Source organism: Rhodanobacter caeni, from assembly GCF_039523575.1.
Classification (GTDB): Bacteria; Pseudomonadota; Gammaproteobacteria; order Xanthomonadales; family Rhodanobacteraceae; genus Rhodanobacter; species Rhodanobacter caeni.
This window is the reverse complement of record NZ_BAAAFO010000004.1, coordinates 151,479-166,297: the sequence shown is the minus strand read 5'-3', so window position 1 is coordinate 166,297 and position 14,819 is coordinate 151,479. Positions and strand designations below refer to the sequence as shown.

The following is a 14,819-nucleotide window of genomic DNA, read 5'->3' as shown; positions in this document are numbered from 1 at the left end:
ACGCTGAGATACCGTCCGCGCCCGCCACTGACAAGGTCAAACCATGTCCGCCATCGCCATCATTCTAGCCTCCGGTACAGGCAGCCGTTTCCGATCCGAAACGCCCAAGCAGTTCCTCAAGCTCGCCGGAAAAACCGTGCTTGAGCACACGCTGGATATCTTCGAGCGCCACCCGCGTATCGACAGGATCGTGCTGGTGGTATCGGAGGAACACGCGTTGCTGGCCGGCGAACTGGTGCGGCAGGGCGGGTACGACAAGGTGGGCCGCATCGTTTGCGGGGGTGATTCGAGGCAGGCCAGCAGCATGGCCGGCATCGGCGCCGTGGAAGATGACGACGCCAAGGTGCTGGTGCACGATGCCGTGCGCCCGCTGCTGGATGCAGCCACCATCGACCGCTGCCTGGATGCGCTCGATACGCATGAGGCTGTGGATACCGGCATTGCGTCGCCCGACACGGTCATCCGTATCGACACCAGTAACACCATTGTCGACATTCCCGAGCGCGCCAGCCTGCGGTTGGGGCAGACGCCCCAGGCTTTTCGTGCCGGGGTGCTGCGCCAGGCCCATGCGCTGGCCGCTCGCGCACCAGGCATCAAGGTCACCGACGACTGCGGGCTGGTGCTGCATTTTTCGCTGGCGCCAGTGCACGTGGTTGCCGGGGACGTGAACAACATCAAGGTCACCTATCCTTCCGACATCTATCTCGCCGATCGCCTGTTCCAATTGCGCGCGCGCCCTGCCCCGACGAACGGTACAGGCGCCCTGCTCGCCGGCAAGGTGCTCGTGGCGTTCGGTGCCAGCCGCGGCATAGGGAAGGAAATCGCGCGGCAGGCCGCCGAGGCCGGTGCCCGCGTGGTGGCCGTTTCGCGCGCCGATGGCGTGGACGTGGCCGACCCCGCTTCCGTGCGCCGCACGATCGCGCATACCGTCGACACCTACGGGCGTATCGACCTGGTGGCCAATACCGCTGGACTGTTGCGCACGGGCCTGCTGGCCGGGCAGGGCTACGACGAAATCGACGAGCAGATTGCCACCAATCTGCGCGGGTCCGCCGTTGTGGCGCGCGAAGCATTCGCGGCCATGCGCGACAACGGCGGCAGCATAGCGCTGTTCACCTCGAGCTCGTATACGCGTGGGCGGGCCATGTCGGCGGTCTACTCGGCCACCAAGGCGGCCGTGGTGAACCTGATGCAGGGGCTGGCCGCCGAATACCTGCCCTTTGGCGTGCGCATCAATGCGATCAACCCCGAGCGCACCGCTACGCCGATGCGCGTGGCCAATTTCGGCAACGAACCGGCGCAAGCATTGCTGTCGCCCGATGTGGTGGCGCATGCCACGCTGGCGACGCTGCTGTCCGATGCTACCGGCGAAGTCATCGACGTACGTCGATGAAGTGCGCTTAAGCTGCCGTGGCAAGCAGCCGCATCAGGCGTTCGACACAACGTTGCGTGGCGCGGCCATCGGCGCAATGGCCAAACACCTCCTCGCGCACCTTGGCTGCCATGGCGCCATGGTGCGTCGTGTAATTCTGCGGTTGCACGAGATAGCGCTCCACTGCGTCCACGGCGTCATCCAGGCTGGCGGCACGTTCGCCATAGCGATGCCGCGGCAGCAGGGTCGAACCCACCGGAAACGGCGGTGGGACGTCCAGGAAAACGGTTGGCCGCGCCAGCAGCAGCCAATCGAAGACGATGGATGACCAGTCGGCCAGCAACACGTCGCAGCATTGCAACAGCGCTTCGGTGTCCGGGTACAGGGCGAACGGCAAGAATCGCAGCCGAGCATCGTCGCCGGTTTCGTGGATGGGCGCGTTCAAGTGTGCGCGGGTGACGAAAACGCTATCGGTGCGCGCCGCCATCGCGGCCATGGCGGCATAGAACTGCTGGGGTGACGCGCCGAAGGGGAAAAGGCCACTGCCCAGTCCGGCATGCTGCCAGGTCGGCGCAAACAGCACGACCTTGCCGCTTTCCGGCAGGCCAAATTGCCGACGCAGCATCGCGCGGTCCGCCCCGGGCTTCACCAGCGCGTCGATGCGCGCATAGCCCGTGGCGATGACGCGCTCCGGCGCAAAGCCGAAACGTTCGACATAAAACGAGCGTTGCAGCGGCGAATCCACCCACACCTCGTCGTAGCGGCGCAACAGGCGGAACTCGTCCGGGTGATGGCCCTTGAAACCGAAACCGTGCCAGACATCCACGAACTTGAGACCGGGCGTTCCCAGCATCCAGGACAACGCATGCAGGCCATGGTCGCTGATGACCACGTCGGCACGACGCAACAACGCCTGGCACGCGAACGACGTGGCCAGGACGCTGTGGATGCCCGCCGCCAGAAGCTGGCGATGGTAGGCGGCATCCATGGTGAGAAACGCAAGATCGATGTCGTGTTCGCACGCGCTGATGTAGCGGTGGATAGCCAGCAGATTGCCGGTGAGTTTGTGGCCGTAGAGCACCACCTGCGCCCTCGCTTGCCGCCGCCTGAAACGCCGCAAGGTCATGGCCGCCACAACCTGCATCGCGAACTGCAAAAGGCCAAGCCAATGGGACGGCTTCCGCTTGTCGATCTTCACCGTTGCGCGCCCCGCAAGCGTGCCGATACATGCGGTTTGGTCACCTGGCGGCCGCGCACGATCAATCAGCTCGCCAGTGCCTGCGCGATCCGCGCCGACGGCCCGACGCCCGAAAGCGCTGCCGGCCGGGTGCGCAGGTTTGCCACGCCCCCATCGACGATGAATCGATAGATACCACCGGGTGCATCCGCTTCCAGCAAGGCGTTGGCGCCCAGTCCGTCGGGCCGTTCGGTACGCTCACGCATGATGATGGTGGGAACACCCAGCGCGGCAAGTTCCTCCTGGTTGGAGCCGCCGTCGGTCAACACGCACTGCGCACCCGCGGCCATGCGCAGGAAATCGCCGTAGCCCATGCGTGGCATCAGATGAATACGCGACGAAGCAGACAACGACGAAAACAGGCCCTGCTTTTCAAGGCGAACACGCGTCGCAGGGTGCAGGACGAATCGCACGTCGACGTGATCGGAAAGGTCTTTCATCAGCGCAACCAGCGCAGCAAGACGGCCAGCCTCATAAATGTTCTGGAAACGATGCAATGACGCGACCAGATACGGCGAAGCAAGGTCCGGCAGAATCGACGACGCCCCCGTGAGGGCAACCGCATCCACGATCGTGTTGCCCTGCGAATCCAGAATCCGCGCCCGGGGGTGATGCTTTGCCATGTACACCATGGCTTGCTTGTTGGGACAAATGGCGACGTCAGTCATGCGAAAAACCATGCGGCGACAGATCTCTTCCGGGAAAGGGTCGAGCCATCGTCCGGAACTCAAACCGCTCTCCACGTGCACGACACGCGTCTTGTGAAGCCTGGCAGCGAACGCACCTACCAGGGTGGATAACGTGTCGCCATGCACCAACACGCTGATGTCTGCATCGGCAGACGCCAGCTCGCGCAGCTTGTTGCGCACGCCCTTGTAGGCCGCTGGCAACCAGCGCAAAAGCGACGCAATGGTGGAATGCTCATCAGCCTGTACTGCCGGCACCTGGGGTGACTCGATGGCGAATTCGGCGATCAGGTCCTGCATGGTTTCCTGATGCTGACCCGTCATCAACAGCGTGCAAGGCAGGGAAAGACGCTCGCACGCCGCGATTACCGGCGCGACCTTGATCAACTGCGCGCGCGTTCCAATAATGAAAACGAGATGCTTCGCCATGGGTCAGACACTAGATTCCATGCTTCGGACTCGACAGTGCGCGCTCCGCCGCCCGCGGGAGATGAAGCGGAATGCCGCTCGAGCCGCGGCCGATACCATGACCGTCATGCTCAATCATCACGCCGGTACGTCAACGCCGTGATCTGCTCGGAGATCAGTCCGATCAGGAACACGATCACCGCCGCGCTCCACATCAGCGTGCTCATGTTGGTGAGCCGCCCGTACAGGAAAAAGGTGCGGGCGTAGTTGGCCAGGCCGAGCAGGAAGAACACGCCGCTGGCGGGCACGAACAGCTTCAGTGGCGAGTACAGGGTGGCGATCTTGAAGATGATCAACAGGAAGCGCACGCCGTCGTGCAGCGGGCGGATGTGGCTTTTGCCCCGGCGCTGCGCGGCGGTGATAGGGACGTAGGTGACCGGGTAGGCGCTGCGGAAAAACGCCATGGTGCTGGTGGTGGGGTAGCTGAAGCCGTTGGGCAGCAGGTGGATGAACTCGCGGAATTTTTCGGCGCGCACGGCGCGGAAGCCGGAGGTGAGGTCGGCCACGTGATGGCCGGTCATGCGGCTGGCGAGCCAGTTGTACAAAGTGTTGGCCAGGCCGCGGCCGACGCCGGCCTGGCTGCCCCAGTCGCGCGCGCCGACCACCATGTCGTAGCCCTGCTCCAGTTTTTCCAGCAGGCGTGCCACGTCGGCGGGGTCGTGCTGGCCGTCGCCATCCATGAACACCAGGACGTCGCCGCTGGCCATGCGCGCGCCGCGCTTGATGGCCGCGCCGTTGCCCATGGAGTACGGGGAGGAAAGGCATTGCACGCCGGCATTGGCGCACACGTCGCGCGTGGTGTCGGTGCTGCCGTCATCGACCACGATAATTTCCGCATCGGGATGCATGGCGCGCAGGCGCGGCAGCAACTCGGCCAGCGCGGACGCCTCGTTCTTGGCGGGCAGGACGATGCTCAGGCGGTTCAAACGGTTGCTCCCCCGGGTGAAACGGGATCATAGCGTGAAGGCGGGGAGGTTGTCGGGGAAGCGGATTTTGTGGGAGCGACTTAAGTCGCGATGCTTTCAACGCTGCTGATGCGAAGCAAGAGCATCGCGGCTGAAGCCGCTCCCACAAGGGTGCGCGCATGCTTGCACTCACCGCATGCGTTACCAAATCACCTCGATATCGAACTGCTCCATCGCAGGATCACAGCTGACCAGCGGCAGCTTTTCCCGTTCGGATTGCGCGGCCAGCATGCGATCGAAAGGGTCTCGATGATCTGCCGGCCACATGCCAGCCTTGAGTGCATGTTCAGTCGTGATGGAAAGCTGCATGGCGCGCAGGCCGTGCAGAGCGGCCGGGTAATCGGCAATCACCCGCTTCACTCCGGGCAGCTTGCCGAGACGAAACTTGGTGGCGATCTCCCAGGCAGACGCAGCGCTGACCATGATCTCAGTGCTGTCATCCTCCACCAAACCCCGCGCGCGCGCGGAAAGCTGTCGCGGTTCGATCAATGCCCACAGAAAGGCATGCGTATCGAGCAATATTTTCATTTGCCTTCCCAGGCAGCCAGTTCGCTATCCGGCAATGCATCGAAAAAACTGCTATCCACTTGTCCCTTGATGAAACCCAGCTTCCGCTTCGGCGTCTCGAGCGGCATCAACCGCGCGTACGGCTTACCTGCTTTGGAAAGCACAATCTCCTCTCCCGCGTGCGCCTTGTCCAAGAGCCGGGAGAGGTGGGTCTTGGCTTCATGCACATTGATAATGTCCGACATGGCGACCTCCTTAGCTAAGTCTTGTGGCTAAGTCTACCATCCATGATCACCAGTTATGTCGGAAACAGATCAGCAGTTCCGTCCGGCGACTTCGATTGCGACGCTCAAGCATCGCGGCTGAAGCCGCTCCTGCAGGGCATGCTGCAGATCGCGGGTTAGCGGAACAGGTCGTGCGGATCGGGCATGGCGATATCGGGGATGGCGTCGTGGTCGAGCTCCGGGTCCGTGTGCGCGGGCGCGGCTTCGTCAATGCGCTCGCGGATCACCAGCCGGCCGGTCTTGGTGAGGTGCTGGATGCGGGCAAACACCTCGCTGCGGCCGAACGGCTTTTTCATGAAGTCGTCGGCACCGAAGCGTTGCACGTAGAACTGCTCGGTGGCTTGCAGGTTGCCGCTGATCATCACGATGGGGATGGTCTGGGTGGCCGGGTCGCGGCGCAACGCGCGCAGTACCGCGAAACCGTTCATGCCCGGCAGCACGATGTCGAGGAAGATCAGGTCAGGCAGCTCGGCGTGGGCCATTTCCAGCGCGGTTTCGCCATCGGGCGCCTTGAACACCACGTGGCCTTCCTGGCTGAGCATCTTGCCCAGCACGGCGCGGATGGTGGACGAATCATCCACGACCAGCACGCGCGCGCCGCGGGGCGTGTCGGTACGGGGCACCGCGCGGCGGTCAGCGGGCGCGCCCTTTCCGAACCATCGCTTGATCCGTTCAAAAACCGCCATAGCAAACTCGCCCCCGTTTGGATAGTGCGGTTAGTCTCGGTGGATAAGCGTTCGCACGCAAGACAATGCGTCAGCCGGCCAGCCAGAGGTTGGCCAGGGGCACGGTCAACAGTGATATCAGGATGCCCACGCCCAGCACGGTATTGGCCAGCTCCGGATCGAGGCCGTATTCGTCGGCGAGGATGGCCGCCGACACCATCGGCGCCATGGCCGCCTGCAACACGCCCACGGCCAGCACCACAGCGTCGATACCCGTGGCGATGCCCAGCGCCAGGCAAAGCAGCGGCGCCAGCACGAGTTTCCAGCCCAGGCCCAGGCTTGCCGCCACCCATTGCCCCTGCCCGCCCTGCAGCCTGAATTGCATGCCCACGGAAAAAAGCGCCAGCGGTGTCATGGTGGCGCCGATCGGCGAAAACACACCGTCGAGCAACGGCGGCCAGCCGCCGAGCTGGCCGGCGATCGCGCCCAGTACCAGCGCGATGAACGGAGGAAACAGCACCACGCGCCGCGCGATCAGGCGCGGGCTGGCGACGGCGCCGGCGTAGATGGACGCCACCACGATGCCGGCCGACGCCAGGATCATGAAGGTGCCCAGCTGATCGGCCACGATCGCCAGCGCCAGGCCTTCCTTGCCGCGCAGCGCCTGCAGCAGCGGGTAGCCCATGAAGCCGGTGTTGCCCAGGCCGCACACCAGGATCAGCGCGCCGATGCGCTGGCGCGACCAGCCCAGCCGGACTCCCAACAGACCGAACAGCAGCCACGCGCCGCCGAAGGTCAGCCACATCGATGCCACCAGGAACCACAGCTGCGGATCGAACCTGACGCGCGGAATCAGCTCCAGCACGAGCGCCGGCAGCGCCACGTTCAGCACCCACCAGTTCAGCGAAGCGACCATTCCCGCGGGCGGGCGCGCGTAACGCGCCACCAGCGCGCCCAGCACCAGGCACACGAACAACATCAACATCGCACTCATCGGCGGCATACATGGACGAAACAGCCGTCCATTAGACGCGATGCGGCGGCGGCACGAAAGCGTGGGATGGTGCGTTTCGGCGATAATCCAGCGCTTGTCTTGCGCCATCCGTGCCGAAAACTTGAATCCGTCATTCCCGCGCAGGCGGGAATCCAGCGCCTCCGGGATCAACCGAAAAGCTCTGGGTTCTCACCGCGCGGAATGACGAGCCGGGTAAAACATCCATGACTGACCTTGCCCACCGCGCCCACGGCCTGGCCGGCGACAGCACGCTGCCCGATTGGCCGGCGCTGGCGAGCGCCGAGGTGGAAACGCTGCTGGCCGGCTATCCGCAGGCCGGCCGCTTCGAGACCATCCGCTGGCACAGCCCGCGCCCGTTGTCGGCGGCTTGCCTGGTGCAGACGGCAAGCGGCAGCGTGTTCGTGAAGCGGCATCACCGCCGCGTGCGTTCGGTCGCCACGCTGGGCGAGGAGCACCGCTTCATCGCCCACCTGCGCGACGCGGGCATGCCGGTGCCCGCGCTGCTGCACGACGCGCAGGGGCGCACGGCCGTGGCCATCGGCGACTGGGTCTACGAGGTGCATCAGCGGGCGAAAGGCATCGACCTCTACCGCGAGGCAATCTCGTGGGAACCGCTGCCCATCCCCGATCACGCGCGGATGGCCGGGCGCACGCTGGCCATGCTGCACGACGCCGCCGAAACGTATGCCGCGCCCCAGCGCGATACGCACATCCTGGTCGCGCGCAGCGAACTGATCCTCGCGGCCGATCCCATCGCGGCGCTGCGTGCGCAGTTGCCCTCACGACCCGGCCTGGCCAGCTACCTCGCCGATCGCCACTGGACGTCCGAACTTGCCGACGTGCTGGCGCCATGGCATGCCGCCGCGCAGCCGCGGTTGGTACGCCAGCCGCGGCGGTGGGCCCACGGCGACTGGCACGTTTCCAACCTGTGCTGGAGCGACGGCGGCGCGGAGGCGCACATCACCGACGTGCTGGATTTCGGCCTCGCGGCGGCCAACTTCGCGCTGTTCGACATCGCCACCGCCATCGAGCGCAATGCCATCGCATGGCTGGCGCTGGACGCCGATGCCGCCCATGCCGACATCGCCCGCGCCCTGATCGAAGGCTACCGGCAGGTGCGCCCGCTCGATGCCGCGGACATCCACCTGCTGGCCGACCTGCTGCCGCTGGTGCACGTGGATTTCGCCTTGTCCGAAGTGGAGTACTTCCACGGCATCACGCAATCGCGCGCCAATGCCGACGTGGCCTACGACACCTTCCTGCGCGGGCACGCGGCGTGGTTCGGCACGCGGGAGGGCCAGTCGCTGCTGCAGGCCATCCGCGCCTGCGTGTAGGAGCGCACCCTGTGCGCGAATGCTTTTCGCGACGCCCCCTTCCCGCAAAAGGCATTCGCGCACAGGGTGCGCTCCTACAGGGAATGCAGCGGTCCTGGGCCATTCCGTGCTTAAATACCCGTTCTTGAAGCGGGGGTGCCTGGCGTTTGCCGGGCTGAGAGAGTCCCTTGGAACCTGATCCGGTTTGCACCGGCGTAGGGAGCTTGATACGGATCGGCGCATCCATCGTGGATGGGTCAATCCGCCGTCGCTTCGCGTGTCCACCGAACCGACGACGACGATGACTCTTCCCCGCACTCCCCTCCTGCTTGCCCTGCTGGCTTCCCTTGGCGTGGCGCACGCTGACGATATCCAGAACACGCCACCGCGCACCACCGATCTTTCGACCATCGACGTGCAGGCCACGGCCGAGCGCGAGGCCACGCCGGGCACCGGGCTGGACAGCTACGGCAGCGAGTCGCTGCACGACACGCCCGCTGCGATCACTGTGGTCAGTCGCCAGCAGATCGACGACCGGCAGATCCGCACGTTGAGCGAACTGGCTCGCGAGGATGCCTCGCTGGGCGACAACTACGCGCCGGTCGGCTACTACCAGGACATCGCCATCCGCGGTTATCCGCTGGACCTGGCCACCGGTTTGCGCCTCAACAACCTCACCATCGCCGGCGAGCAGCCGGTGGCGATGGAAGACAAGCAGCAGGTGCAGATCCTCAAGGGCCTGGCCGGGTTGGAAGCAGGTGTGATGGAACCGGGCGGCGTGGTGAACTACATCAGCAAGCGGCCGGACCATGTCCGCAGCGTCACGCTGGGCGTCGATTCGCATGGTTCGCGCTACGGCGCGCTGGACGTGGGCGGCTGGCTGACGCCGGCGTTCGGCGTGCGCGTCAACGCGGCCTACGAAGACACCCATTCCTACGTGCAGCACGCCGACGGACGGCGCAATTTCTACGCGGCGGCCATCGACTGGAACATCTCGCCCAAGGCCACGCTGCAGCTGGATGGCAACTACCAGACCAGCGCGCAGCGTTCGGTATCCGGCTATCAACTGCTGGGTGGCCGCACCATCCCTGCCCACGCCAGCGCCACGCGCATGCTGGGTTTCCAGCCCTGGCAGAAGCCGGTGGACATCCACGCCGCCAACAGCAGCGCGCGCTTTGCGTATGCGTTCAACGACGACTGGCGAGCGCGCCTTTCCGCCGGCCACAGCCGCAGCCTGATCGACGACAACGTGGCGTTTGCCTATGGCTGCTTCTACGCGGCCGATTGCGCCAGCGGCGCCACGCCGGGCAATTACTTCGCGCCGAACGGCGACTACGACGTCTACGACTACCGCAGCCCCGACGACACCCGCGTGGACAACGAGGCACGCGCGGTGCTGGAAGGCCGCTTCGATACCGGCGCGCTTGACCACCAGATCAGCGTGGGCGCCAGCGCGTTCCAGCGCACGATCGACCGCCGCCAGGATGTCTACGACTACGTGGGCACCGCAAACATCGCCGACGTGGACCCGCCGGTGTTCGCACCCTCGCCCAACCAGCCCGGCGCCTCGGCGCGGCGGCTGACAAGCTGGCAGCACTCGCTGTTTGCGCTGGACCGCATCCACCTGGGCGAGCACTGGCAGCTGATTGCCGGCGACCGCTTCGTGCGCCTGCACGACCGCGCCTATGACAGCGACGGCGTGCCCGAGCGCAACACCCGCCTCGGCAAGGCGCTGCCGCAGGCCGCCGTGCTGTGGCAGCCGAGCGAGCCGCTGACCGCGTACCTGAGCTACAGCGAAGGCCTTTCGCTGGGACAGGAAGCACCATACTGGACCAGCAACGACGGCAGCACGCTGGCGCCGCGGCTGTCGCGGCAGGTCGAGGCCGGGGTGAAATACCAGGTGAGCGATGCGCTGAATCTCACCAGCGCGGTCTACCGCATCCGCCAGCCGTACCAGTTCGCGCGACCGGACGACACCGAGGCGGGCTTCACCTTCGTGCAGCAGGGCGAAGAAATGCACACCGGGCTGGAGCTGGGCGCCAGCGGCAAGCTGGGCAGCAACCTGGGGATCACCGCCAGCGCCAGCTTCATCCGCGCCCGTGCCGAAGACACCGGCGCCGCCGCCTACGAAGGCCATCAGGTGGTGAACGTGCCGCGCCTGCGCGCGGCCATCCATGCCGATTACCGGTTGCCGTTCGCGCCCGCGTTGAGCGTGCTGGGTGGCTGGCGTTATGCCTCCTCCAACGTCGCCACGCCGGACGGCCGCGAGCGCGTGCCCGCGTACCACGTGTTCGACGCCGGCCTGCGCTACGCCACGCAATGGCGGCAGCAGCCGCTGGCGGTGCGGCTCAGCGTGGACAACGTGTTCAACCGCTTCTACTGGCGCGATACCGGCAGCTCCGGTGGCGACAGCTACCTGTTCCCCGGCGCGCCGCGCCTGGCACGCCTGTCGGTCACGGTCGGTTTCTGATGAGCTGGGTCGAGCTCGCCGGCGCATCGATCAGCGCGCTCGCCGTGTGGCTCACCGCACGGCGGCGGCCCTGGTGCTGGCCGATCGGGCTGGTGTCGGTGGTGATCTACGCGTGGATCTTCATCGACGCGAAGCTCTACTCCGACGCACTGCTGCAGGGCGCGTTCGCGGTGATGATCGTCTACGGCTGGGTGCGCTGGATGCAGCACCTGGACGACCAGGGCCGCGTGCAGCTGGCGCCGCTGCCGCTGCAGCACGCCTTGCAGCACGTCGGCATCGGCGCGCTGGGCGCGCTGGCGCTGGGCTTCGCCATGCATCGCTGGACGGATGCCTCCCTGCCCTGGCTCGATGCCGCCCTCACCGCCTTCAGCCTGGTGGCGCAATGGTGGCAGGGCCGCCGGCACATTGCTGCGTGGTGGCTGTGGATCACCGTCGATGTGCTGTACGTGGGCGAGTACGTGTACAAGTCGCTGCTGATCACCGCGGTACTGTACGTGGCGTTCGTGGTGCTGGCGGTGATCGGCCTGCGGGCATGGCGCCGTTCGGCGAGCAGCGTCGTGACGGCCTAGGGCCGCCCTGACCAAGCCTTGCTCGTCATTCCAGCGAAGGCTGGAATCCAGTGCCCTCACGCAGTTACCGAGGCGCTGGATCCCAGCTTTCGCTGGGATGACGACTTGTTCAGACCTTTCTTGGCAGCGCAGGTCCCACGGATTGCATCGGTTCAGGCTGGCAACTTTTTCCTGACGCGTTTCGGTGCAGAATGCCGTGGCCATGAACACGCCGACGCTCGCCCGGTTGTCGCCCTGTCTGGCGCTGCTGCTGTCGGTGGCGGCGTCCTCGCCGGCGCTGGCGCAGAACATCTACAAGTGCAGCCACGGCGGCCAGGTCGAATACACCGACAAACCCTGCCCCGGCAGCGGCGAGCTGCTGCATCGCGCGGACGACACCGAGATCATCGACCGCTACCTGCGGCTGGGCCAGGTCGACGCGGCAAAAAGCTATGCCGATGCGCACCAGTTGCAGGCGCTCTACCAGCAGCGCCTGGAAGCGCATGTGCGGGCAGAAACCGAACGGGCGCAACGTCAGGCCGAGGAGGCCGCTGCTGCCGAGCGCCAGCGTGACGAGCAGGCGCAACAGCAGGCGCTGGCCGACGCGGAGGCGAACCGCCAGCATCTGCTGATCGAGAACGAGGCGCTGCGCCAGCAGAACGCGCAGTACCAGGATGAACTGGCGCAGCCACCGGGCATCTATGCTTCGCCGTACTGGGGCGTGCCGCCACCGCGCTGGCCACGTCGCCATGACGGACATCGTGACCGCGACCATGATCGGGACCGCGACGATCATCCCCCGATCGGGCCAAGACCCCCGGCGTTCCACCCCTGCGAAACCCTGGCCGGCGGCCGGTTGCGCTGCTGAGCGCAACCGCTTCCTGTAGGAGCGCACCCTGTGCGCGAATGCCTTTTCGGGATTCGGGATTCGGGATTCGGGATTCGGGATTCGGGATTCGGGATTCGGGATTCGGGATTCGGGATTCGGGATTAGGGATTGGCGAAAGCAAAAGCAAAAGCATTCGCGCACAGGGTGCGCTCCTACAGAGGGTCCGATTTTTTGCGCCGCCGTGTGGCGGGTTTCGGCCCGACCGGCGGCTTGGTGTCGACGCGCGCGGCCAGCGACGGCCCCACGTAGCCGACGAACTTCTGCCGCAGCGCGGTGATCTCGCCGATGCGTCCCAACACGTCGCCCATCTCGCGCGTCATCGCGCTGATCAACAGGCTGAACAGGGCGGTGAACGTGCCCAGGCTGTGCCAGGCGCGTTCGGCGCGCAGCGGCACCATCAGCACGTTCGGCGTCAGCTGGCGCGCCCAGTAGCATTGCGTGTCGGTGATGATCACCAGCGGGATGCCGCGTGCCGCCACCTCGTCGGCCAGCAGCCGGAAATGGCGCGAATAGCGCCGCACGTCGATCAGCACCACGCAGCTTTGCGGCGTGGAATCGAGCAGCAGCTCGGTGTACGCGCCATCGGCACCCGAGTCGAACGTGACCCGCGGCCGCACGTGCTCGAGCAGGCTGGCGAAACCCAGGCCCAGGAAGCGCCCGTGCTGGAAGCTGGCGATGGATACCTTGTCCGCGTCGATCAGCATCCTGACGATGGTGCGCCACTCCTCGGTACGCGCCAGCTCGTGCACGTCGGTGAGGCCGCGGATTTCCGCCTGCAGGTTCTCGCTGACGAAATCCGCATCGCTGGCCGGCAGCGGCACCTTGTACAGCTTCAGCCAGGGCGCGTCGCCGCGCAGCTCCTCCTTCAATTCGCCCAGCCCGGCATAGCCGAGATTGCGCAGGAAGCGGCCCACCGTCATGGCGCTCACGCCCACCCGCTTGCCCAGCGAGGCAGCCGTCTCGAACGGGATGCCGCTGATGTTGTTGAGCAGGTGGCTGGCGATCTTCTGCTCGGATGCGGTAAAGCTGTCCCAGCGGCTTTTCAGTTTCTTTTGCAGGTCTTTGGTCATCGTTTTCTCACCGCGCCAGCACCACGGCCGCGGAGGCATGGGTTTCCACGTCGCCGATGCGGCGGCCCAGCATATACAGAAGCAAGGCGGACACGCCGGCCACCGCGGCAATCAGGGTGAAAAACCATGCGTGGCCCAACCGGCTCCACAAGGTGCCCAGCGCGCCGGCCAGCAGGTTGCCGAAGAAGCCGGCGAAGAACCACGTGGCGATGCTGGTGGCGCGAAAACCCTCCGGCGCCATGCGCCCGAACAGGCCCAGCCCCACTGGCAGGATGTAGAGCTCGCCGGTGGTCAGCAGCACGAAGAACGCGAACAGCCACAGCCAGTTGGCGCGCGTGCCATGCGCGGCGCACCACGCTTCCACTGCCGCCAGCATCAGGAACGAGCCGGCCACGATCAACGCGCCGAATGCCATCTTGGCCAGCCATGGCGTCTCCACGCCACGGCGCGCCAGTCGCGCCCAGCGCGCCACCAGCAGCGGCGTGAAGGCGAACACCACCAGCGAGTTGATCGCCTGGAACCAGGTCATCGGAATCATCCAGCTGCCCAACTGGCGATCGACGCCCTGGTCGGCCCACAGTGCGATGGTGTTGCCGGTCTGCTCGTAGGCGCCGCGAAACACCACCACGATGGCGGCGATGCCGATCAGCAGCATGAAGCGGTCGATCACCGCGCGATCCACCGGCGGCCGCGTGGCCACGCGTTCGCGGCGCGGCGGTTCGGGCGGCAGGTAGCGGCGGCCGGCCAGGTAGATCGTCACCGACAGCAACATGCCGAGGCCGGCGGCGGCAAAGCCCCAATGCCAGCCGTACCACTCGCCCAGCGTGCCGCATACCAGCGGCGCCATGAAGCCGCCCAGGTTGATGCCCACGTAATAGATGTTGTACGCGGTCTTGCTGCGCGGATCGCCGTCGCGGTAGAGGCCTTCGATCTGGCTCGCCAGGCTGGGCAGGAACAGGCCGTTGCCCAGCGCGATGGTGGTCAGCGCCGGGTAGAACAGCGGCTCGGACGCCATCATGAAATGGCCGATCGCCATGGTGACGCCACCGATCACCACCGCGTTGCGCCGGCCCAGCCAGCGGTCGGCGATCATGCCGCCGAACACCGGCGTGAAATACACGAACGCCGCATAGGCGCCATACACCAGCGAGGCGTATTCCTGGTCCAGGTCCAGGTGCTTGGTCATGTAATAGACCAGCAGCGCGCGCATGCCGAAGAAGGAGAACATCTCCCACATTTCGGTGAGGAAAAGCACGCTCAGGCCGCGCGGGTGGCCGAACCAGTTTTTCTCGCGCGTGGCTGGAATCATGCTTTCACTCTCTCCAATTTT

The 14,819-nt window shown here is 65.8% G+C and carries 14 protein-coding genes and 1 riboswitch; of the genes, 5 read left to right on the top strand and 9 right to left on the bottom strand.

Going from position 1 to position 14,819, the window contains the following annotated elements; all coding sequences use genetic code 11:
- Window positions 1–43: 43 nt before the first annotated feature.
- The gene (ispD, locus tag ABD017_RS13325) at window positions 44–1,393 is read left to right on the top strand and encodes a 2-C-methyl-D-erythritol 4-phosphate cytidylyltransferase (RefSeq protein ID WP_343883275.1); all 1,350 of its coding nucleotides are present in this window, start codon (window positions 44–46) and stop codon (window positions 1,391–1,393) included.
- Between the two features lie 7 nt (window positions 1,394–1,400).
- Here ispD and ABD017_RS13320 read toward each other — a convergent pair whose 3' ends face one another.
- From ABD017_RS13320 to ABD017_RS13290, 7 genes are all read right to left on the bottom strand, one after another.
- Window positions 1,401–2,498 (bottom strand): CDP-glycerol glycerophosphotransferase family protein, encoded by a 1,098-nt coding sequence (locus tag ABD017_RS13320; RefSeq protein WP_343883274.1) that lies wholly within the window; start codon window positions 2,496–2,498, stop codon window positions 1,401–1,403.
- Window positions 2,499–2,635: 137 nt separating this feature from the next.
- Window positions 2,636–3,724, bottom strand: coding sequence for a UDP-N-acetylglucosamine 2-epimerase (locus ABD017_RS13315; protein WP_343883273.1), 1,089 nt, complete (start codon window positions 3,722–3,724; stop codon window positions 2,636–2,638).
- 110 nt (window positions 3,725–3,834) lie between these two features.
- Window positions 3,835–4,689 carry a glycosyltransferase family 2 protein gene (locus ABD017_RS13310; RefSeq protein ID WP_343883272.1) on the bottom strand — a complete coding sequence of 285 codons (855 nt, stop codon included), beginning with the start codon at window positions 4,687–4,689 and terminating at the stop codon, window positions 3,835–3,837.
- Window positions 4,690–4,869: 180 nt separating this feature from the next.
- Complete coding sequence (locus tag ABD017_RS13305) at window positions 4,870–5,256, bottom strand: type II toxin-antitoxin system VapC family toxin (RefSeq protein ID WP_343883271.1); 387 nt, start codon at window positions 5,254–5,256, stop codon at window positions 4,870–4,872.
- A complete protein-coding gene (locus tag ABD017_RS13300) occupies window positions 5,253–5,480 on the bottom strand; it encodes a type II toxin-antitoxin system Phd/YefM family antitoxin (protein ID WP_343883269.1) in 228 nt (75 codons plus the stop codon). Before ABD017_RS13300 ends, ABD017_RS13305 begins: the two co-directional genes overlap by 4 nt.
- Window positions 5,481–5,635: 155 nt before the next feature.
- On the bottom strand, window positions 5,636–6,205 hold the full coding sequence (locus tag ABD017_RS13295; protein WP_343883268.1) for a response regulator: 570 nt from the start codon (window positions 6,203–6,205) through the stop codon (window positions 5,636–5,638).
- A gap of 70 nt (window positions 6,206–6,275) precedes the next feature.
- Complete coding sequence (locus ABD017_RS13290; RefSeq protein WP_343883267.1) at window positions 6,276–7,169, bottom strand: AEC family transporter; 894 nt, start codon at window positions 7,167–7,169, stop codon at window positions 6,276–6,278.
- A gap of 233 nt (window positions 7,170–7,402) precedes the next feature.
- On the opposite strand from ABD017_RS13290, the gene ABD017_RS13285 reads away from it, so the two are divergent.
- The 4 genes from ABD017_RS13285 (at window position 7,403) to ABD017_RS13270 (ending at window position 12,398) form a co-directional block, all read left to right on the top strand.
- Entirely contained in the window at window positions 7,403–8,533 is a 1,131-nt protein-coding gene (locus ABD017_RS13285) for a phosphotransferase enzyme family protein (protein WP_343883266.1), read from the top strand.
- 121 nt (window positions 8,534–8,654) lie between these two features.
- Window positions 8,655–8,751: riboswitch (TPP riboswitch) on the top strand.
- Between the two features lie 62 nt (window positions 8,752–8,813).
- Complete coding sequence (locus ABD017_RS13280) at window positions 8,814–10,982, top strand: TonB-dependent siderophore receptor (protein WP_343883265.1); 2,169 nt, start codon at window positions 8,814–8,816, stop codon at window positions 10,980–10,982.
- A complete protein-coding gene (gene pnuC, locus ABD017_RS13275; protein WP_343883264.1) occupies window positions 10,982–11,551 on the top strand; it encodes a nicotinamide riboside transporter PnuC in 570 nt (189 codons plus the stop codon). The genes ABD017_RS13280 and pnuC overlap by 1 nt, the downstream gene beginning before the upstream one ends.
- Before the next feature lie 202 nt (window positions 11,552–11,753).
- Window positions 11,754–12,398 carry a DUF4124 domain-containing protein gene (locus tag ABD017_RS13270; RefSeq protein WP_343883263.1) on the top strand — a complete coding sequence of 215 codons (645 nt, stop codon included), beginning with the start codon at window positions 11,754–11,756 and terminating at the stop codon, window positions 12,396–12,398.
- Between the two features lie 173 nt (window positions 12,399–12,571).
- Here the strand turns inward: ABD017_RS13270 and ABD017_RS13265 are convergent, their stop codons facing one another.
- Both ABD017_RS13265 and ABD017_RS13260 read right to left on the bottom strand, forming a co-directional pair.
- On the bottom strand, window positions 12,572–13,489 hold the full coding sequence (locus ABD017_RS13265) for a MurR/RpiR family transcriptional regulator (protein WP_343883262.1): 918 nt from the start codon (window positions 13,487–13,489) through the stop codon (window positions 12,572–12,574).
- Between the two features lie 7 nt (window positions 13,490–13,496).
- Entirely contained in the window at window positions 13,497–14,798 is a 1,302-nt protein-coding gene (locus ABD017_RS13260) for a peptide MFS transporter (RefSeq protein WP_343883261.1), read from the bottom strand.
- Window positions 14,799–14,819 lie beyond the last annotated feature (21 nt).

Bases quoted from the DNA above. Each gene is read 5' to 3' on its own strand.
- ispD (WP_343883275.1), top strand. From the start codon at position 44: ATGTCCGCCATCGCCATCATTCTAGCCTCCGGTACAGGCAGCCGTTTC.
- ABD017_RS13320 (WP_343883274.1), bottom strand. From the start codon at position 2,498: ATGACCTTGCGGCGTTTCAGGCGGCGGCAAGCGAGGGCGCAGGTGGTG.
- ABD017_RS13315 (WP_343883273.1), bottom strand. From the start codon at position 3,724: ATGGCGAAGCATCTCGTTTTCATTATTGGAACGCGCGCGCAGTTGATC.
- ABD017_RS13305 (WP_343883271.1), bottom strand. From the start codon at position 5,256: ATGAAAATATTGCTCGATACGCATGCCTTTCTGTGGGCATTGATCGAA.
- ABD017_RS13300 (WP_343883269.1), bottom strand. From the start codon at position 5,480: ATGTCGGACATTATCAATGTGCATGAAGCCAAGACCCACCTCTCCCGG.
- ABD017_RS13295 (WP_343883268.1), bottom strand. From the start codon at position 6,205: ATGGCGGTTTTTGAACGGATCAAGCGATGGTTCGGAAAGGGCGCGCCC.
- ABD017_RS13290 (WP_343883267.1), bottom strand. From the start codon at position 7,169: ATGTTGATGTTGTTCGTGTGCCTGGTGCTGGGCGCGCTGGTGGCGCGT.
- ABD017_RS13285 (WP_343883266.1), top strand. From the start codon at position 7,403: ATGACTGACCTTGCCCACCGCGCCCACGGCCTGGCCGGCGACAGCACG.
- ABD017_RS13280 (WP_343883265.1), top strand. From the start codon at position 8,814: ATGACTCTTCCCCGCACTCCCCTCCTGCTTGCCCTGCTGGCTTCCCTT.
- pnuC (WP_343883264.1), top strand. From the start codon at position 10,982: ATGAGCTGGGTCGAGCTCGCCGGCGCATCGATCAGCGCGCTCGCCGTG.
- ABD017_RS13270 (WP_343883263.1), top strand. From the start codon at position 11,754: ATGAACACGCCGACGCTCGCCCGGTTGTCGCCCTGTCTGGCGCTGCTG.
- ABD017_RS13265 (WP_343883262.1), bottom strand. From the start codon at position 13,489: ATGACCAAAGACCTGCAAAAGAAACTGAAAAGCCGCTGGGACAGCTTT.
- ABD017_RS13260 (WP_343883261.1), bottom strand. From the start codon at position 14,798: ATGATTCCAGCCACGCGCGAGAAAAACTGGTTCGGCCACCCGCGCGGC.